This window comes from Vibrio sp. T13N (genome assembly GCF_032970445.1).
GTDB lineage: Bacteria > Pseudomonadota > Gammaproteobacteria > Enterobacterales > Vibrionaceae > Vibrio > Vibrio diabolicus.
In genome coordinates, this window is sequence record NZ_JAWJYE010000007.1 from 224,053 (window position 1) to 244,685 (window position 20,633).

General features: G+C 45.6%; 14 protein-coding genes. 8 read left to right on the forward strand and 6 right to left on the reverse strand.

Features of this window, described 5'->3' with window-relative positions:
- Positions 1 to 32: 32 nt before the first annotated feature.
- The 3 genes from lhgO to R2S67_RS14005 all read right to left on the reverse strand — a co-directional run bounded on the left by lhgO (position 33) and on the right by R2S67_RS14005 (position 4,490).
- The gene (lhgO, locus tag R2S67_RS13995) at positions 33 to 1,259 is read right to left on the reverse strand and encodes an L-2-hydroxyglutarate oxidase (RefSeq protein WP_213870219.1); all 1,227 of its coding nucleotides are present in this window, start codon (positions 1,257 to 1,259) and stop codon (positions 33 to 35) included.
- An 8-nt stretch (positions 1,260 to 1,267) separates the two neighbouring features.
- Entirely contained in the window at positions 1,268 to 3,391 is a 2,124-nt protein-coding gene (locus tag R2S67_RS14000; RefSeq protein WP_317345164.1) for a TRAP transporter permease, read from the reverse strand.
- Positions 3,392 to 3,479: 88 nt separating this feature from the next.
- Positions 3,480 to 4,490: a TAXI family TRAP transporter solute-binding subunit gene (locus tag R2S67_RS14005; protein ID WP_005374185.1), complete on the reverse strand. Its 1,011-nt coding sequence runs from the start codon at positions 4,488 to 4,490 to the stop codon at positions 3,480 to 3,482.
- A gap of 836 nt (positions 4,491 to 5,326) precedes the next feature.
- Here R2S67_RS14005 and brnQ point away from each other — a divergent pair.
- Both brnQ and R2S67_RS14015 read left to right on the forward strand, forming a co-directional pair.
- The gene (brnQ, locus tag R2S67_RS14010; protein WP_006741250.1) at positions 5,327 to 6,637 is read left to right on the forward strand and encodes a branched-chain amino acid transport system II carrier protein; all 1,311 of its coding nucleotides are present in this window, start codon (positions 5,327 to 5,329) and stop codon (positions 6,635 to 6,637) included.
- 103 nt (positions 6,638 to 6,740) lie between these two features.
- Complete coding sequence (locus R2S67_RS14015) at positions 6,741 to 7,949, forward strand: sensor domain-containing diguanylate cyclase (RefSeq protein WP_170901982.1); 1,209 nt, start codon at positions 6,741 to 6,743, stop codon at positions 7,947 to 7,949.
- A gap of 45 nt (positions 7,950 to 7,994) precedes the next feature.
- Here the strand turns inward: R2S67_RS14015 and R2S67_RS14020 are convergent, their stop codons facing one another.
- Complete coding sequence (locus R2S67_RS14020; RefSeq protein ID WP_256893957.1) at positions 7,995 to 9,344, reverse strand: sigma-54-dependent transcriptional regulator; 1,350 nt, start codon at positions 9,342 to 9,344, stop codon at positions 7,995 to 7,997.
- A gap of 169 nt (positions 9,345 to 9,513) precedes the next feature.
- On the opposite strand from R2S67_RS14020, the gene R2S67_RS14025 reads away from it, so the two are divergent.
- From R2S67_RS14025 to R2S67_RS14035, 3 genes are all read left to right on the forward strand, one after another.
- A complete protein-coding gene (locus R2S67_RS14025; RefSeq protein WP_317345170.1) occupies positions 9,514 to 11,586 on the forward strand; it encodes an ATP-binding protein in 2,073 nt (690 codons plus the stop codon).
- A 213-nt stretch (positions 11,587 to 11,799) separates the two neighbouring features.
- A complete protein-coding gene (locus R2S67_RS14030) occupies positions 11,800 to 12,876 on the forward strand; it encodes a conjugal transfer protein TraF (RefSeq protein ID WP_317345172.1) in 1,077 nt (358 codons plus the stop codon).
- 242 nt (positions 12,877 to 13,118) lie between these two features.
- Positions 13,119 to 14,510 carry a 6-phospho-beta-glucosidase gene (locus R2S67_RS14035; protein WP_317345174.1) on the forward strand — a complete coding sequence of 464 codons (1,392 nt, stop codon included), beginning with the start codon at positions 13,119 to 13,121 and terminating at the stop codon, positions 14,508 to 14,510.
- Positions 14,511 to 14,609: 99 nt separating this feature from the next.
- On the opposite strand, the gene R2S67_RS14040 is transcribed toward R2S67_RS14035, so the two are convergent.
- Positions 14,610 to 16,646 (reverse strand): PhoX family phosphatase, encoded by a 2,037-nt coding sequence (locus tag R2S67_RS14040; protein WP_317345175.1) that lies wholly within the window; start codon positions 16,644 to 16,646, stop codon positions 14,610 to 14,612.
- 266 nt (positions 16,647 to 16,912) lie between these two features.
- Between R2S67_RS14040 and R2S67_RS14045 the strand changes: the two genes are divergently transcribed.
- A complete protein-coding gene (locus R2S67_RS14045) occupies positions 16,913 to 17,251 on the forward strand; it encodes a YggL family protein (RefSeq protein ID WP_005393599.1) in 339 nt (112 codons plus the stop codon).
- Positions 17,252 to 17,882: 631 nt separating this feature from the next.
- On the opposite strand, the gene R2S67_RS14050 is transcribed toward R2S67_RS14045, so the two are convergent.
- Complete coding sequence (locus R2S67_RS14050; RefSeq protein ID WP_124007450.1) at positions 17,883 to 18,749, reverse strand: helix-turn-helix transcriptional regulator; 867 nt, start codon at positions 18,747 to 18,749, stop codon at positions 17,883 to 17,885.
- Between the two features lie 167 nt (positions 18,750 to 18,916).
- Here R2S67_RS14050 and R2S67_RS14055 point away from each other — a divergent pair, with 167 nt between their 5' ends.
- Positions 18,917 to 19,162, forward strand: coding sequence for a hypothetical protein (locus R2S67_RS14055; RefSeq protein WP_065645589.1), 246 nt, complete (start codon positions 18,917 to 18,919; stop codon positions 19,160 to 19,162).
- Positions 19,163 to 19,691: 529 nt separating this feature from the next.
- The gene (locus tag R2S67_RS14060) at positions 19,692 to 20,600 is read left to right on the forward strand and encodes a LysR family transcriptional regulator (protein ID WP_317345176.1); all 909 of its coding nucleotides are present in this window, start codon (positions 19,692 to 19,694) and stop codon (positions 20,598 to 20,600) included.
- The last annotated feature ends 33 nt before the right edge of the window (positions 20,601 to 20,633 follow it).

Genomic DNA, 20,633 nt, shown 5'->3' on the forward strand with positions numbered 1-20,633 from the left:
AAAACAAAGGCGACAGTTACGTCGCCTTTGTTTTATACAGTTTTCGCCTCTATCTTCTCATTCACCTTATCGCAAATGTACTCCCCAATGGGCATTGCAGATGTCGCAGCAGGAGAGGGTGCGTTGCAAACGTGTAGGCTTCTTGCGCTCTCGGCAAACAAGAAGTCATGAACCAAAGTGCCATCGGATAACACTGCTTGCGCGCGAATACCCGCAGGATATGGTTTGAGATCTTCCACCTTGATGCTTGGGCAGTATTTGTTGACCAACTTGAGATAGCCCGGCTTCCACCACGAGTTCTTAAACTCATCCAGTCCGGTTTTTAGATGCTTTTGTGTCACTTTCCAGAAACCGGAGAATCTGAGCATTTGCATGGTATCTTGCAGGCTAAAGTTAACCTTGTCGTACCCTTCTCGCTTCCAGCCTTGCACCGCGTTTGGACCAACGGTCACACTGCCATCAATCATGCGAGTCAGGTGGACACCTAAGAATGGCAAATCAGGGTCGGGAATTGGATAAATAAGATGATTCACCACTTGGTCGTGTTTGCTATCTAAGCGGTAGTATTCACCACGATAAGGGATGATCTGAAAATCGGTTGGAATACCCATCATCTTAGTCATACGATCCGCCATCAAGCCGCTGCAAGTAACCAAGAACTTGGTATTAAGCTGCATCGTTTGACCGTCTGAAATGCAGGTCAGTTGGACTTCTTCATCCTTCTCTTCGGCAGCCACCACTTTGGTTCTCAAGCTGATTTGCCCGCCGAGCTTTTTGAACTCTTCCGCCATCTGCTCTGTGACCAAACGATAATCGACAATACTGGTGGTTTTAACATAAATCGCGCCCAAGCCTGTTATGTTTGGCTCAGCCAGCTTGAGTTGAACTTCATCGAGAAGCTTTACGTCGATGCCGTTGACATGGCAGCGCTCATAGAGGGCATTCATGCGTTCGACTTCTTGCTCGTTGGTCGCAACCAGCAACTTGCCACAGTTCTCCACCGGAATATCGTGCTCAGCGCAGAACGAAATGGTTCGCTCTACCCCGCGCTTGCAAAAGTCCGCCTTTAAACTGCCCGGAGCGTAGTACACCCCAGCATGAATCACGCCGCTATTGTGTCCAGTTTGATGCTTAGCAAAGCCGGACTCTTTCTCAACCAATAAAATGGATTTGTCAGGGTGACGTTGCTGCAGTTGCCATGCCGTCGACACGCCAACGATACCGCCACCAACAATGATGTAGTCATAGACTGATTTCATACGACCTCTTATAAAACCGATAGTTGAGATTGTTGCAATTTGAACTTACGACCACTGTAAATAAAAATCGCGACAAATACTGCGCAGCTTGCTACACGAACCAACATTGGGATGTCGTGCCAAACCAGCAATGTACCCACCACAATCAACACAAGACGCATCAGAATGTTTAGTGGACCTTCCAAGTAGCCTTCAATCGCACCAATCAATGCATAGGTACCGATGATGGCGAAGAAGCCCACGGTAATTACCGACGTCACATCCCAACTAACTAAGCCTGTGTAGGCAATAAGTAGCGGTACAAGATACAAACCTTTGGCGATTTTCCACGCCATCAAACCGGTGCGCATTGGCGGTGTTTTGGCGATGGTTGCTGCTGCAAAAGCGGTCAAACACACTGGTGGTGTTACGTTGCTGTCTTGCGATAACCAGAAGATGATGAGGTGAGCAGCCAGCAATGCCAAACCTACTGCTTCCATACCCAAACTTTGCTCTAGTAGCGTCTCCATAAAGTCCGCAGGTACTAGCGCCACCATTTCTTTCGCGGTTTCCAACGCCATTGGTGCATTAAGCAGTTCCAGCTTTTCTGGCGCCGCCAACATAAAGATGGCTTTTGCTTGTTCAGGCAATTGACCTGACACCATCAATTCAAGCAATTGGTTTTCCGCAATCAACTTGTAAAGCGCTGGGGCAGACAGTGTACCCAATACAATATACGCCGCTGTCACAGGTAAACCCATACCCAAAACAAGAGAAGCGAGCGAGATCAGAACGATCATGATGAACAAGTCACCATTCGCCCAGCCGTCGATCATCAATGAGAACGTGTTGCCAATGCCCGTTGTGCTGATCACGTTGATCACCAAACCAATACCCACCAGCAATACGGCGGTTGTCGCCATGTTTTTCGCGCCTTGCGAAAGTGCTTCGATGATCGCTTTTGGTCCCATCTTGTGATCTTTCGAGAACCAAGAAGCCACCACCACTGAAATGATCGACAAGCCCGCAGCGTAAGTCGGTGTAAAGCCTTGAACCAATAAAGTGACCAATACCGCCAGTGGGATAAGGTTGTGCCAACCGCTGATCAACACTTTCAGTAGAGATTCATCGCTGGTCGTGATTTTTTGAACGCCGCTGCGTTTGGCTTCGATACGCACAAAGAACGCCACAGACAAGAAATAGATAAGAGCAGGAATGAAAGAAACGGCAATAATATCAACATAAGGAATTTGCGTGTAAGACGCCATGATGAAAGCGCCCGCTCCCATCACTGGTGGCATCAACTGACCACCTGTCGACGCCGCAGCTTCAACGCCCGCCGCGAAGCGCGAAGGAAAACCTGCTTTTTGCATCAAAGGAATACTGATAACACCGGTTGAAACCGTATTTGCCACACTAGATCCAGATACTGAGCCCATCAAACCGGAGCCAATCACCGCAATAAAACCCGGACCGCCGATGATTTTGCCAGCCGCAGCACGTGCCACATTGATGATGTAATCACCAACACCAGAGCGGACGAGAAATGCACCAAACAGAATGAACATAAATACGAAAGTCCAACTGATTCGCGAGATAGAGCCAAACATACCCTCAGAAGAATAGAAGCTGCGGTAGAGCAAAGTTTCCATGCTCAAACCCGGGAAGTGGAAAATACCTGTCGCCCACTTACCCCAAAGCACAACGTAACTCAGACACACCACAATCAGCACTGGAATAAACCAGCCCATGGTGCGTCGAATCAGCTCGATAACAATCAGAATTGCCATGATGGCGAAGACCCAATCGCTGGTCACAAACTTCACGCCACGCTCATACAGCGCGTCTTCGGCATAGGGAATATAGAGCAAACACGCGACCGCCCCCATAGCAATTAACACATCAATACCGAGTGCAATCTTACTCTGCTTGAGAGAGATATGAGCCGGATACCAAAGCGCACAAATCACCGCAAAGCCAGCAAAGTGGGTCGCGGAAATCCATAACTCTGGTAACGTCGATAAGGTGTTAAACCAAATGTGCAAAGCAGACAACACCACGCCAAACACTGTAATTGTGGTGGTTACCCACGGAAAGTCAGTGCGCGTGGGCAGCTCAAACTTCTGCAATTCCTTTTCTATTGAGTCGCTCATCTCATACTCCAAGCTCTGGCGGCTTTTTCCATCTTAGAAATCGGTAGGGATAAAATGCCCCGAGCCAAAACTCGGGGCGAAGTAGGCGTTATTTCGCCATTAGATCTGATGGGATTTCGATGCCCATTTCTTTGTAGTAACGCGCCGCACCCGGGTGAAGAGGCACTGGCAAGCCAGCAATCGCTTTCTCAATCGCCATTGCTTTTGTTGCTTTGTGGATGCCTTGTAGGAAAGGCAAGTTCTCGTAGATCGCTTTGGTTAGCTGGTAAACGTCTTCTTCCGAGATATCTTCACGAACTGCCAAGAAGTTTGGCTGTGCAATGGTGGTGATTGGCTTATCTAGACCCGGATACGTGTTCGCAGGAATTTCGTACTTCGTCCATAGGTTGTAGTTACCGTTCGCCTCTTTGATTTGCTCGTCAGTAAACGAAAGAATCGAAATGTCTTTACCCAACGCAGCAAAAGCTTGAGTAACCGCACCAACAGGTACACCCGCAGGCGTGTTCATGCCGTCAATGGTGCCGTTTTGAAGTGCGCTCGCACTGCCGCCGTAGCCCATGTAAGCAAGATTGAATTTATCAGGGTCTACCTTCAGACCTTTCATGATTTGACGACCCGAGTTCTCAGTACCAGAGTTCTTCTTACCGATAGAGAACTTCTTGCCATCTAGGTTGTTCAGATCTGTCACCGTGCCAGTTTTTGCTAAGTCAGAGCGAACAATAAAGTGCTCAACGTTTTGCCACAGCATAGAGACTGAACGCAGCTGCTCTTGGCGACCGCTTTTCTCATAAGGACCTTCGCCAGACCAAGCCCAAGCACCGTAAAGACCTTGTAGGATCGCGAACTGTGCTTCGTTCTCGTTCAGCAGTTTGACGTTTTCACCAGAGCCCGCAGAGCTGATTGCAGAAAGGGAGAAGTGGTGCTTTGGTGCCAATTTCACTTTGCTTAACGTCGCCAACGCTACGCCCACAGGGTAGTAAGTACCACCTGTCGATGCCGTTGCAAGAATGTAGCTACGATCTTCTGCCGCAGCGTTAGCAGCAATACCAAAAGAAGTCACAGCGACAGCCAAAGCTTTTACCAGCTTATTCATTTTCATTATTACTCTCCGTGTAGTCGTTTCACGATTGGGGATTTACATCATGTTAAATCTTTATTAACAACACATTCCCTAGAGCAATTGAAATGCCAACTTTTAAGTCATTGTATTTGTTGATCCAAGCACAGAAAGACATCAAAAATGAGCAAAATTCTGCTGATTTGATAGAAAAGCGATGAGCAAGATCTTGCTTATTCAAGAGAAGAAGGTTGCACGCCTAGATCGCAAAAGGTTAATAAAATGTGATCAAGACTAAATAAATGGACGATTCGCTGATAAGCAATATTTTGCCGACGTGATTTTAGGTTGAACTGCAACTAATGAGCGTATTAACAATAAGAATAAAAAGCGCATCATTCTACACTGCTCACTTTATCAGCGGAGGCTTATAGCCTAAACGACTACAAATAGCACAAAAATACAGCAAAACAAGCCATGTTAACGAAATGAAAAGTCATTTATTCTAATTTTGAATTTACAAACCAGTTCGATCCACCAATTCAGAAACAAACATTGACCGTATCAACTTATTTTCTACTTCGGGGTTGTGCCAATAGCCCTATGTTCGTTAGGGTAACTACACACCAAGGCAAACGTATTCCTTGGTATTTTTTCGTCATTAAGGATCAACCATGTCAGCAACTGCGCAATTACAATTCGCTTTAAAACGCCCATCTGGCGTTGCTGCTGCGATCCTCCTGCTCTCTCTGGAACTGATTCAGAGCTGACAGGCTATATCTTAACTTTCTGTCAGCTTGAGAAGAAGCTGACGGGAACACCACATACTCCTCCCATTCCTTTCAGTTTCTTCCAAGCGAAACATAAGAGGAATAATAATGTTAAGCGCACGCAATATCGCCGCTTTGGGCTTCATGACTTTCGCCATGTACTTAGGCGCGGGTAACCTGATCTTCCCTCCATTTTTGGGTTACCAAGCAGGTGAAAACTTTCTGAGCGGGATGTCTGGCTTCCTCTTGACGGGTGTAGGTCTGCCTGCGATGGCACTGGTGATGGTGGCTATCGTAAACGGTTCAGACAAATTAACCGCTGCCCTACCTAAACCTTTGGCGACCAGTTTTTGGGTGATGGTGTTTATCGTGATTGGCCCTGCGTTCGTGATTCCGCGCGCAATTACCGTGGCTTACCAGTTCAGCTTTGCGCCAATGTTTGGTGATGCCGCTTTGGTGCCTTTCACTATTGCCTTCTGTGCTATCACCATTCTATTTGCCCTATATCCGGGTAAGTTGGTCGACAACCTAGGTAAGATCTTAACGCCTGCATTGATGGCGATCTTGATCATCATGTCTGTGACTGCTTTGGTTTCTCCTGCAGGCGAGCTAACTGCCGCAACGGGACCATACGTATCTGGTGCATTTGCTGAAGGCTTAACGCAAGGCTACATGACCATGGATGCGCTAGGTTCTATCGGTTTTGGTTGGATTATCTTCCGTGCGATTCGCAGCATGGGTGTGGATTGTCCGAAAGCCACTGCAAAATACACACTAATTGCTGCTTTGATGTACGCGGTTGCCATGGCATTTGTTTACATCTCATTGGCTTACATTGGCTCGACGAGCTCATACTTGGGTTCTGAATTCAGTAACGGTGGCGACATTTTAACGGCATTCACCTTCAGCCACTTCGGCGCATTTGGTTCACTATTACTTGGTGCCGTGATGGTATTGGCGTGTTTGACTACTGCTATCGGCGTAACCACCGCAGGCAGTGAGTTCTACGACAACACTTTCAGCAAAGTGAACTACAAAGGCTGCGTTGTCACGACTATGGTATTGGCAGGTTTAATCGCTAACGTAGGTCTAGAGCAACTATTGGCTATCACATTGCCAGCGGTTGTGGCGCTTCACCCAGTAGCGATTGCATTGATGATCATGGCACCAGTGCGTAACAAGATGTCGCAAATCATGGTGGTCGCGACGGCGTTCACTGCTCTAACGTTTGGTTGTGTTGATGCGCTGCACATCCTAGGTTACATGCCAGATTCCACCGATGAGTGGATGGGTAATTACATGCCTCTGTACAATGACTTTGCTAGCTGGATTATGCCTAGCGTATTGATGATGATTGTTGGTCTGCTGTTTACGACGAAAACCAACCAAACCGAACAATTCGAGCTGGTAAATGAATAGCCGTTTAACATAAGACATCACTCAATAAGTAAGTTAATATGTAGTTCGCTTATTGATATCAGGCAAAGGAGTTGCCTGAACTATGGATTGATGTGGAGCGCTTATGGACAATCAGTATTTAGACATCAGAACGCTCAACTTTATCGTTATTCTGTTCTCTTGCATTTACTCAATCAGTCTACTTTGTTACCAATACACACAAAAAAAGATCAAAGGTTTAAAGACTTTCTCTCTCTCGCTGTTATTTATTGGCTTTGGGCCTTTTTTACTAGGATTTAGAGGCTCTGCACCAGATTGGCTTACCATCGTCATAGCGAATACGCTCATATTAATCGGCTTCTTGCTTACGCTTTACAGTGTGAGCATTTTTCGTCAATTCCCTCTAAAACTGGCCCACTCACTCGCTTTTTTAACGCCCATTTTCAGCGGTTCGTTCTATTATTTCACCTTCCATGACCATTCAATTAAAAGCCGTATCATTTACTTAAGTGTTTATATCTGCATCGTTACGTTTTTTAGTGGGATCGCCATGCTGAAAGGCACCAAGCAAGACCAAAAACTCCCAACCATAGTGATGGCGTGCTCCTTCTTTTGCTTCAGTATTTTTATGGGCTTCAGAGCACTTTGGAGCGCTTTCGCCAATGAAGTGCCAAACTTTATGACCGCAGGTTTTATCCACCAGATGACGTTTTTACTTAGCATCTGTCTGATTGTCGCTATGAGCTTTAGCATGTTGTGGCTAATTAATGGCCGCTTGATACAGTCAATCAATGATCTCTCACATTTAGACGCCCTCACAGGGCTTCATAATCGTCGCGCGATGGAAGAAATTGTTCCAAACCTTGTTAATCAAGCGCACAAACGGAAGCAATCAATAAGCATCATCATGACCGACATGGACGAGTTCAAAGCGATTAATGATCATTATGGCCATACGGTAGGCGATTCCGTCATGGCTACGATTGCCGCTATCTTTAAGAAACACCTCCCGGAGTCAGCTTGCACAGTACGATTTGGTGGTGATGAGTTCATGATTGTTTTACTTGAAAAAGCACACCGAGCCAAAATTGTTGCCGAGCAAATTCGCCTAGCGGTAGAAACTGAAGCCTCACTGCAGTCATTCGAAAATGAGATCACCATGAGCTTTGGAATCAGTGAGTTATCTGAGGGACAATCACTCCACGATGTCGTTGCTGAAGCTGACGAAGCGCTGTATAGCTCTAAACATACGGGCAGAAACCAAGTCACCTTGTTTGGAGAAGGGAAAGGCCTAACTTATAAGTTTGTCCCGACTCCCTCGAAAAGCGCATAATCATATTTGTGACGCCCATAGCGGTAAGTCAGCTTAAAAATTGCGTTAAGTATAATCAGAGCGATTTAAACCAAACTTTTGCATCTTTTGATTCAAAGTTCGACGAGGTAAATCCAACTCCTGCATCACCTCGTTAATGCGTCCGTGATGCCTGACCAATGAATCATGCAGCACCTTGCGCTCAAAATTGTGTAATTGAATAACCAGTGGAACACCCACTTGCGTCTCCTCCGTGGTTGACGAAGGACGGCTAGAGAGAATTTCCATCACAGATACCGTTTCATCCAAGGCAAAACGCATAGCCACGTTTCGCAGCTCTCGAACATTTCCAGGCCAAGCGTAGGAAAGCACAGCGTTTCTGTCGGCATCACTCAATGGTCGGGTTTCAGGGTTAGTTTGCAAGGTGAAGTGCTCAAACAAAATCAGTGAATCTTCTTCTCTCTCCCTGAGTGGCGGCAAATAAATTTGCGCGACGTTGAGCCGATAGTATAAATCTTGCCGAAACTCTTCATGATCATTGAGATCTTCTTTCGCGGCGGCGATCACTCTCAAATCAACCGAGATCTGTTGATTGCCTCCAACGCGCTCAACTGTATGTTCCTGTAATGAACGCAGCACTTTCACCTGCATGGACAGCGGCATACTCTCGATTTCATCAAAGAATAAGGTGCCTTTATCCGCGTATTCCAATTTGCCAATGCGCTTTTTACCCGCTCCGGTAAATGCCCCAGCTTCATGCCCAAACAGCTCACTTTCAAACAGGTTCTCAGGAATGGCGCCACAGTTGATTGGCACAAAATGATGGGTTCTGCGTTGGCTTTCATTATGTAAACTGGTCGCCACCAGCTCTTTACCACAACCTGTTTCGCCGTAAATGATCACGTTAGTATCGATTTTCGCCAATTTCGCAACTTGCTCGCGTAATTGCTGCATCACTCGACTTTGACCAATGAGCACCTCTTCTAAACCACTCACGCTAGCTAGATACTCTTGGCGGTGAAGCGTCGATGTTTGCGCGCGATGGCTCTCGACCGCATCTGTCACACGTTGAGACAAACGCTCCGGCTGGAAAGGTTTTTCAATAAAATCAAACGCGCCGTTTTGTAGCGCATTCACCGCCATATCCACATCACCATGACCAGTAATTAGTATCATTGGTGTTGGAATGTGATTCGCAATAAGGCTCTCTAAAATCGAAATTCCATCAGTATCTGGCAAACGAACATCACTAACTATCGCATCAAACTCTTGGTTCAGAATGGCGGTTTTGCCTTCCTCCCCCGAGCTAAAAGCTGTGACGTCAAACCCCGCCAATTGCAGCCATTGGCTTGTTGCTTGACGAACGATGTCATCATCTTCAATTAGGGCGATACGCGGAATGTCGTCAAAAGTCATGAGTTACTGCCTGATCGGTGATAGAAGTCTTTGCTAAAGTTAGCAAAAACCATGCTATAGAAAAGGAGCTAGATCCCACTTCTTAATCACAATTCTTTAACATCCAATCAGTTAAGCGCACTCTTTCACTACCAACTACGATAACTATGTTCAGCCAAACGGAGCTCGTATGCAGCGCACTAAGAATGGGAAAATGTGGCTAACCGCCGTATTGATCAGTGCGCTGGTGATCTTTTTCTACGGTGCTAGCCGAGAGGTGGCCCATCAATGGCTGAGCGTCCAAACTCAACAAGAAGCACAACAGAAACTCCTCGACTACATTGGTGAAGTCCGCCGAGCATTAAAACGTTTCTATCACCTTCCCTATCTCGTCACGAATAACCCAGAAACAATTTCGTTTGTGAAAGGCAATTTAAACTACTACGAGCCACTTCAAGCACAACTGACACAGCTCGATAAAGCCGCGAATACAGAGGGCTGGTTGATACTTTCAACCTCGGGAGAAGTGTTGGTATCAAGTCTGATCGATGAACGGTTCAGCCGCTCTGACCGCCGTGCGATTGTCGAACAAATACAACGTCAGGGAGAAGGCGTCTCACTGGTGAATAAAACAAAAGGTTCTAGTCCCCTTTACTACCTCTCTGCACCAATTTTTGATGGTTTGGAGATAGCGGGCATCGTTGTTGTTCAAATCAACCTGAGTTTGCTAACGGAGCAGACCATCACCAGCCAAGACATCATCACGCTACAAAATCGCCATCAACRCTTCTTCCTCTCCAGCAGTACAAACTATAACGCCGACTGGTTTAATGAACCGAATAACCAAGCCAAAGTCGAAACTCAAACGCTGTATGACAATACGGTGATTCATTTCTGGACTCTCAATCAGCAGCGCTACTTTGCACACACAGTAAAGCTGGACGACTTAAACTGGTTTGTCAGTTACCTTATTCCGACCAAACCTGTTCAGCAAACGATTAGTGTCATTGGATGGAGCATCGCAGCGCTCCTCTTGCTCCTTATCCTGTTGGTCATCATTGGTTTACAGCGTCGACAAAAACATCTCAATCAGCAGCGTATTCAAGCCTTACTAGAAGAATCGCAACGCCGACTTAAACAGATGATCAATAAAACACATGTTGGTTTGTTGTTGATTGATGAACAAGGTCTATTGTTCGACCTCAACCCAATGGCAAAACGCCTTTTTTGTCTTCCTGAAAGTGTGAATCGTCATACCTTCGCCTGGGAATTATTTGATGCAGGTAATTCAAATTCAACCACACTCACTTTGCTTAGAGATCTGCCAAAGCATAAGGAACTGGCAGAGATTAGCGCTGTAGAAACCATGGCGCGACGCAGTGATGGCAGCGTATTTCCTGTACTATTTTCACTCACTAGCTTCCCATGGCACGGTGAGCAGTATTTTCTTGCTACCGTAATCGACATTAGCAAACGTAAAAAAGCGGAACAATCGCTGCAGCTGATTAACCAAGAGCTAGCTCAAAGGGTGGAAGAGCGAACTCAAGCTTTAAAACAAGCCCAAGAGCAATTGATTGAATCAAGCAAAATGGCAGCATTGGGCAGAATGTCGAGCGCGATTACCCACGAGTTAAACCAACCATTGACTGGCCTGCGTACCCTTTTAACCACCAACGAGTTGCTAGCAGAACGTGGACAAACAGACATGATGAAAGCCAATAACAAGTTGATTCAAAAGTTGATTGACCGCATGGCAAGCATGACCAGTCAGCTAAAAACGTTTGCCTACAATAAACCAGAGACACTGCACGAGATATCGCTGACAAACGCTTTAGAAGAGACGCTACGCGTCTATCAATCTCAACTCGCGAAGGTAGATGTTCGGGTACGCATTCCCAACGATTTACCCAATATCATTGGTGAAGAGCAACGCCTACAACAAGTGCTCGGCAACCTAATTTCCAACGCATTAGATGCGATGAAAGAGACCCAAGATCCCCAGTTAATGATTGCCGTTACACCCACTACCGATAATGTTGAGGTCGTGGTAAGTGATAATGGGTGTGGGGTACCTTCAGACCAACTCGATACCATGTTCGAGCCTTTCCAAACCAGTAAAAAAATTGGTGAAGGACTGGGGTTAGGACTTTCCATCACCGCCAACAATATGCGAGATATGCAAGGGAAAGTCAGTGCGCAGCTCAACGCTGATAAAGGCATGTCCTTCACCTTAATGTTTAAGCTCGCTCCTCATCGTAGCTAACCCAATACCATCCACCTCTTCAGCTTTTCTCCACACAATTAAAGAGCAATAAATCTTGATCAACTTTATAAAGCGAGTTGCCTAACCTACGCTTAACTTGATGAATCGCCATATGCTATTCATCAGCACAATTTTTGGTGGTTGACACCAAGTTTTAGCTCCCACCATCTAATTTATTGATAAGTAATTATTTAAAGTAAGAATGGATGCGTTATGAGAAAACTAACTTTAGCAGCAACAGGGGCGCTTTTTATTTTATCACCTCACGCTTTTGCAGCACCTTACGCAGCAGACGCTCGAAGTCACGGAATGGGAAATACAGGCGTCGTTTCCGCTGACTATTTAACCGCTCCTCTACACAACCCAGCCCTAGGCGCTCTCTATCGAGAAAATGACGATATCGGCCTACTCATTCCTGCTCTCGGCGTCAATATTCACGATGAGGATGAAGCTTTATCAGCCGTTGATGATGTTCAAGACCTTTACGATAGTATTCAGGGCATTCCCACACCTGCGAACGAAGCCGAACTTAATCGACTACTCGATCAATTAGATAAGAGTGCTCCAGTCGTCATTAACGGAGGTCTGAGCCTCGCGATTGCGATTCCGACACGCTACATGTCGGTAAACCTTTTTAGCGCTGGTTATGTGGAGATACTTGCGGCACCCGATATCTCAGATTCAACAAACACCGCAGATCGATACCTCAATTCTGCCGTCGACCTAGCGGCTTTCGGTAGTGCGGAATATGGCGTTGCCTTAGCTCGCGCATACACGATAGGTGGGCAGCAATTCGCATTTGGTATTACGCCCAAATACCAACAACTTAAAACCTATACGCAGCGTACAACACTAGATGACTTTGATATCGAGGATTACGACAAAAGTGAAGTATCAAAGAACACGTTCAATATGGATCTTGGGGTCGCTTGGTATCACAACGCATTTAGAGCTGGTCTCTCGTTAAAAGACGTCTTCGAGCAAGATATAGAAACAAAACTAGGCAACTATACCTACGAACTCACGCCACAAGCGACCCTTGGTATCGGCTATGTCGGGGATTATGTCGCTCTGAGCCTAGACGCCGATCTCACCAAACAAAAGCGCTTTAAAGAGCTCGACGATGACACCCAGTTTATTCGCGTTGGTATCGAGGGGAATGCTTGGGGATGGGCGCAACTCCGCGCTGGTTATGAAGTTGACCTAGAAAATAATCTCGATAACTCGGTGACAGGGGGCATTGGCATCAGTCCTTTTGATGTGATCAGTGTAGACCTAGCAGGGTCTTAGGCTGGCGATAACCAGTTTGGTGCGGCGGCGAATTTAGCATTTACGTTTTGAATACGAATGCCAACCTAAATTCACTTAGGTTGGCATTGTTAACAACCATCCTATATCTCAATGTTTATCATTACTGACGTTTGGTGATGAACTGATAAAAACACGATCTCGCTACAAGTATCGAGATGTCTCCTACACTATTCTCAAGCAATAAATCCACAAACATTTCCTAAATATAAAGAGTGAGAAACATGATTAAGTTTCCAGATAATTTCCTTTGGGGTGGTGCCATTGCGGCAAACCAGGTAGAGGGGGCATACAACCTTGGGGGGAAAGGTTTATCAACATCAGATATGTTGCCAAACGGCATTCTGAGCCCGCATCAAACGCGTGAAGAACGAACGCCTGGTATCAAAGATCTTGCGATCGATTTCTACAATCGCTATCCAGAAGATATTGCCCTGTTTAAAGAGATGGGATTCACCTGCCTGCGCTTGTCCATCGCTTGGAGTCGTATTTTTCCTAATGGCGATGAGCTTGAGCCAAACGAAGAAGGACTGGCGTTTTACGACAAAATTTTTGATGAGCTGGCCAAACACGATATGCAACCATTTGTAACGCTTTCTCATTACGAGATGCCTTACGCCTTGGTTGAGAATTATGGTGGTTGGGGCGATCGTCGAGTGATAGAGTTTTTCGAGCGTTACGCTCGCACCGTGCTTGAACGCTACAAAGACAAAGTGAAGCTGTGGCTTACCTTTAACGAAATCAACATGTCACTTCATGCGCCATTTACGGGAGTGGGCTTGCAAGAAGACGCCTGTGAACAAGACATTTATCAAGCGATTCACCACCAGCTAGTCGCAAACGCGAAAGCGGTAAAACTGTGTCAGCAAATCGTACCAAACGGCAAGATTGGTAACATGCTGCTTGGCGCAATCAACTACCCATACACTTGTAACCCTGATGATGTGTTAGCCGCCATGCATGAAAACAACAAGTGGTTGTTCTTCGGTGATGTACAAACACGTGGTCAGTACCCTGGCTACATGAAGCGTTACTTCCGTGAAAATGGCATTGAAATTCAGATGGAAGAAGGCGACTTAGAAGAGATCGCATCGGCAAGTGTCGATTTTATTTCCTTCAGCTACTACGCAAGTGGCTGTGCGAGTGCCGATCCGAAACAGAAAGAAGTGGGTAACATCGTCGATAGCGTACCAAACCCATACCTTGAAAAGAGCCAATGGGGCTGGTTGATCGATCCAAAAGGCCTGCGCGTTTTGCTTAACTTCCTTCACGATCGTTACCAAAAGCCGCTATTTATCGTCGAGAATGGCTTAGGCGCTCGTGATGAATTCGATGAAAACGGGGAAATCCAAGACGATTATCGAATCTCATACCTTAATGATCATTTGGTTCAAGCACACGAAGCGATTCTGGATGGCGTTGAGTTGATGGGCTTCACCAGCTGGGGGCCAATCGACTTGGTGGCTAACTCAACAGCCGAAATGAGCAAGCGTTACGGCTATATTTATGTCGATCGTCATGATGATGGGCAAGGAACGCTAGAACGTAAACGCAAGAAGAGCTTCTACTGGTATCAAGACGTGATTCGTACTTCAGGCGGTTCATTGAAAAGCTAAGCCTGTTGTCTGGATATAAAGTGCGACTGGGCATTCGCCTAAACAATCAAGCCCTGCATTTGCAGGGCTTGAATTTTAAGGTGTTAATGCATTTAGAGATTAAACTGCAATCTCTCCACCGTCTTCACGTCGAATGACAACCGTCGCAGCTCGTGGACGCACAGAAACACCAGCAGGCGTTTCTTCGGCGGCATCTTCACTGTATGGCCAGTTGCCTGGGTGCTGAATATTCACAAACAATGATTTGTAATCAGGGCTGATAGTAAAGCCTGTCACTTCACAACCATTTGGTCCAACAAAGAAGCGTTTAAGCTCCGCTTGGTTATCCGCACCAATCACTGCTTGGTCACCATTCTCATCTGTTAGCTTAGATGGCACAACGGCCAACATTTGATCATTAGTGTAAGACGTAACTTCATCTGCACCGTTATCGGTCTGAATCCACAAAATACCACGGCCATCAAACGCTAATCCGTCAGGGCTAGCAAACTGGTTTAGCTCATTCAGGCCAGAACGGTTGGTATCTGCATCACCATTTGCTGGCGAACCAAAGACAAAGATATCCCAAGTAAAGTCTGTAGCTGAAGCCCCTTCATCCCAACGAATAACGTGACCAAACTTATTGTTCAAACGTGGGTTCGCAGGATTAGTTTCATCAGTACGGCGCGTATTATTCGTCAATGTTAAGTAAACCGAGCCTGTGAATGGATCAACCGTACACCACTCTGGGCGATCCATTGGGGTTGCCCCAACGAGGTCAGCCGCGCCTGCCGTATTAATGATAATTTCAGCCAATGAGTTAAAGTGCTCCGCTAACGTACCACCAGATTTTGTTACGCTATCAAGCGTCAACTGCAACCAAGTACCTGTACTGTCTTCATTGAAACGCGCAACATACAGTGTGCCTTCGTCCATGTACTTATCGCCTGCCGCTAGGCGGTTTTCCGAGTTTGCATCTGCTGGATCCCACGCTGCCGCAGATTCAAATTTGTATAGGTACTCAAAGCGAGAGTCGTGACCAGAGTAGAATACCACTGGTTTGCCTTCTTCAAGCTTACCAAAAGTACAGCCTTCGTGACGGAAACGACCTAGTGCAGTACGCTTCTTCGCACGCGAGTTTTGCGTGTAAGGGTCAATTTCGACGATGTAACCGTGACCATTGGCTTCATTACGGTAATCATCCATTGCACTTGCTCCTGTTGGAGCCACATTGAAGCGAGAGAACTCATCAAGACGCTCTTCTGCATTTCCTGCAAGTGTTTCCCACAAGTAGCGTGTGCTTTGGTCATCAACACCAATGCGATCTTGTTCTTCTGTACGAGTCCCGGCGTTAACAAAGTAACCTGGCCAGTTCTCTTCACAAGTTAAGTAAGTGCCCCATGGCGTGTAGCCGTTGCCACAGTTGTTTAACGTACCACGTGCTTGGCTGCCATCTGGCGAGAAACGAGTGACGGTTAGTGACGTGTGCGCGACTGGGCCAGATAAGTCCATTGCTGTCGCACCAGTGTAACGGCGGTTTAGTGGATCGGTATCAACCAACTTCCACATGTTGTCTTCCAGTTGAATGCGAACCACTGACACACCGTGCGCATTAATCTCTTTACGCACTTCATCTACAATGGTACGTACGCCATTTTCAACCGTCGGACCGTTTGGATGCAGTGCTGATGTATCAATGTACTCGTGGTTGATGCAAAGCAGACCGTCGGTCGTACTGTCATTTAATGGGAAAAAGTGCATGCCATCATGGTGCATGCCCAACGCGTTAAGTTGGTCTGAGCTGGTATTGCTGCCATCATTTTTCCACGCGCTGCCTTGAGCATTCAGCGGTGTACCCCAAGGTACCAGTACTTGTGCGGTGTAGCCTTGTGGAATTGAAACGGCATCAGTGAGTGAGCCAGGGATAGATTCAAAGTTAAGAACGGCTTTAGATACGCCCGAGCCACTGCTTACTGTACTTCCTGAGTCAGACGAATTACAACCAGCCAATCCGAAAGCACCAAACGCTGTCATCGCACTGATACCTAAACCACCTTTTAGAATGCTGCGTCGAGATAGGCTCGCTTCTAATACTTCTTCAAATGGTTTGTTTTCACTTTGGTTATAACGCGTCGCGTCAAAGGTTTCCTTGCTCATTTTTACTTTCCCGATCTTATAGTTTAATTAATAAATAAGTGATTAGTTGAACGGCAAGAAGTTTGGAGAAGAAAAATGACAAAAGTGCTTAAAACATATGAAACTTGTGTTTCAGCAGTGCAGCAAACTCAGCAGCGTTACCAATTGAGCAATTAAGTTTTGGTCACATAATCACCAACTGTATCGCGTCATTCTGATTTTACTTGGGCTAAAGTGTGATAGAAGGTATAAGGTGTACGAATTCAAATCATCTACGAGAGATAATCATGAAATTAGACAAGATCGATAACAAGAGCCGTCGTATCCGTAAAAAGCTGTTCTTAGGTGAGTTCGCAATCCTAGGTTTCGAGATCAGCTGTGAAACAGACATCAACGACTTCGACCGTTACGATGCATTCGTTGATGACTTTATCGACTACATTGATGGGCTTGGCCTTTGCTTCGGCGGCGGTGGTCTAGAACTGTTTGAAGGCTTCCTATGCTCTACTGACCGTTACGGCAGTGCTACTGAAGAGCAAAAAGCACAAGTTATTGCATGGTTAGAAGCACGTCCAGAAGTGAAAAGCGCAAAAGCTGGCGACTTGGTTGACGCAAACTACCTGTAAGTAACAGAGTCATACTGACAATAATAAAAAGCTGGTCTCCGGACTGGCTTTTTTACTTTTGGAAGTGTGTGATAGTAAAAGTAGAGTGCTGGGAGGTTGTGCGGAGTGAATGTGATTGTGGCGTTTTTGAGCTGGCAATCAGCGGGAAACGGCGTTCCACTGCCAGCTCGTGCCTTTAGGTATCATTAACTATGATTTTTTAGCTGGTGCGTCTTTCGTGTCTTTCCAGTATTGAATACGCACACGATGTAGCTGAGCTCTTCTAGTCTTTTTCATAGTAAAATCCCTCATCTTATATAAGTAACGCTCCTTATGGAGCTTATTGTCTAAGGTCGAATCCCCTTCAATCTATAAGGGAACCAATTATTTAACCGTGACCAATTTCACAACATAATGATAATTACCGATTTCTTGCAGTCATCTTTGACTAGTAAACGGCGTATTATCTCTCTGACACGGTTAACTTACTCACCAGATATGACAGAAAAATGGCAATCAAGTTCCCTATATTATCTGTCACTGAATCTTAATAATGATTCCTGAAAAATTTTGCAAGTAAGATATCAATTGCCCATCACTTTCAACCGAGCAACTCTTTTCGCGTTCGTGATCGCAGTTGTGTGCAACCCAATTAAGGCTGGATTCGCTGCTGATATTGCTGGCGGTACTCGCGTGGCGTAAGCCCTTTATACGTTTTGAAGTGACGATTAAACAGGGCTTGATTTCGATACCCTACTCTCTCAAACACAATTCCAATCGGCAAAGGCGTTGATTGCAGCAAATCTGCGGCATGATTGATCCGCAATTTCATTAGGCGTTGGCTAAACGGCTCTTTAAAGTGCTTTTGAAACAATCTTGTGACCGCACTTTCACTCAGCGATAAGTAGTTCGCCAAGTCTGCGAGCGTCACCTTAGTTGCAAAGTGCTGTTCGAGATACGCGTTGACACTTGCCACTCGTTCTCTTTCCTGTAATTCGTGTTCACTCATCGATAAGTAAGAGTGAGTCATCAGTGTTTTCGCCCCTTCGTCGTGAGCAATCAGAGACAAAACATGGAGAAATCTCGATAGTTGCTCCATTGCAGGAAACGTCATGAGCTCATGCAGAAGATCCACAACGTGCTGAGCTGTCCGCTCAGAAAACACCACACCTTTGTTGGCCGCCTTTAAAAGCGGATCAAGCTTTCTAAGCTCTGCGCAATAGAACATCAAATTGGCAATCCACTCACGCTTAAACCAGATCACATGAGTCTCGCACTTGCTCTCGACCAATGTGGAATGAATAGAGTGAGGCACACCTGGAGCGATCAATAGCATTTGGTTGTGAGTCACTTCTAATTCGTGATGACCAATATGCAAACTGCCAGTGAAGTGGCGATGGATGACTAATTCAAACACATCATCGTGAAAATGGAGATCGTACTCTTTTTCTGGCTCATCAATGCGACGATAGCGCCAAGAAAAACCTGGTCTTTGTGGTACTTTTTCGATGTGTGCCATTGGCTACTCCACAAAATAGTATTGTTTCACGCTCAAATAATATCAGTATTGCCAGCTTAATCTTCATCACGCCGAAATAGTATTGATATTAAGCGGCATACTATCAACTTTGTGTCGTCACGCTCCTTATTGTTGCCTTGAAAGACAAGATAACTAAGGAGGCTTTCATGAGTCACTTCACTGTCAAGCTACGCCAAGTCCTGCACAAAACACGTGATGAATGGGCAACATTCGCCATCAAAGAAATGGAAATTCCACCTAATACTATCGCCAAATTTTATGGCTACAAATCGAGTTGTGATCTTGAGCAAATTCTTAAACAGGATGAAAACGACACCAATTCGGACATTTGCTCGACACCTTGTGCGAGATCTCTTACAAGCAATGTAAGCAAAACGACCATCATTGACTAAGACAAAATCGAAAAATTAACATAAACCATTGAAAATTATCAGTTATATCATTTCAAACAATATTCACTGCCAAAGTTTTTTTACCTAGCTAATTGAGAGTAATCAGAAAAACATCAATACTGATTGTGTCGACAGGATGTTGGCGGGAACAGGAAAAAAGCCTAATGGACTAGGTATCTTCAGGATGAAGATTTGGTAGCTTAGGATGAGTTATCAGCAGGGATGTAGTTAAGCTCTAGGATAGAGTTCGCCCGTCAGGATGATAGGCAAGAATGGACACCGCTAGGAAGGCGATGAACAAGGAACTCGGTTAAAGGACTTAGCCACAATCAAGGATAGATGCAGGGAGCACCTATAGTAGCCGGATTGCTGCGAAAGAGAATAAGCCCCGTCTGGGAAACCAGGCGGGGTTTTATTTTGTCTGGTATTTATTATTCACGAGGCACCCGATTCTCTTGCGTCGATTTATTTCGTGCCGTGCTATCATTTTCTCTACGTCTTTCAGCAAGCTCACAGCAAATCTCACATTATGCTTAATCCTGTTTGGTTACATACATTTAAGACATTGATTGAAGTCGGTCATTTCACACAAACGGCAGAAAAACTTTTTATGACCCAACCTGGTGTCAGCCAACACATCAAAAAGTTAGAGCAAAGTTGTCAGCATGCGCTGATCAAACGTGAAAACAAAAGCTTCGAATTAACAGAGCAAGGTCGGATTGTTTACGCCTACGCGCTGGAGTTAGAAGAAAGAGAGAAAGCGTTGCTCGAAGAACTCAGTTTTGATGATGCATTTTCAGGTCACTGTAAACTGGCCTGTTCTGGCGCAATGGCATTGATGCTGTATGGCCCTCTTTTAGAAAAGCAAAAACAGCACCCAGGCTTATCGCTGCATTTAGAAGCCGCACCCAATCACTCGATTCTCAATGCAATAACGGAAGGGAGCATTGATATTGGTATCGTAACTGATGTTCCTCACAAAGGTTTATTTCACAGTGAAAGAATTGGTAAGGAGCAGTTGTGCTTAGTCCTACCTAATCAATACCGCGAAAAGCAGATAACACCACAACTCTTGCACGACTGTGGTGTCATTGCCCATCCTGATGCCAAGCACTACATGACGCTGTTTTTTGACCAATGCGCGGAACAAGAGCTCCAAGAAATTAAGATGAGCGATTTACCATTATCCGGCTACGTGAATCAATTAAGCCAAATTTTACTACCTGTGAGTAAAGGACTCGGCTTCACCGTGCTGCCTCAAAGTGCTGTCGACAACTTCCCACAAAAAGATACCTTGCACATCGCACAACTGAAAAACACCGTGTGTGAAGAGTTATTTTTAGTTCGCAAACGCAGTCGTGTTCTGCCACTGCGCTATCAAACAATTAACGATGTGTTATTGGACGTCATCACAAACTCAAAACAAACTACAGAATAGCCTAACGTTTTAAACTCGTTGTAATCCGTTTGC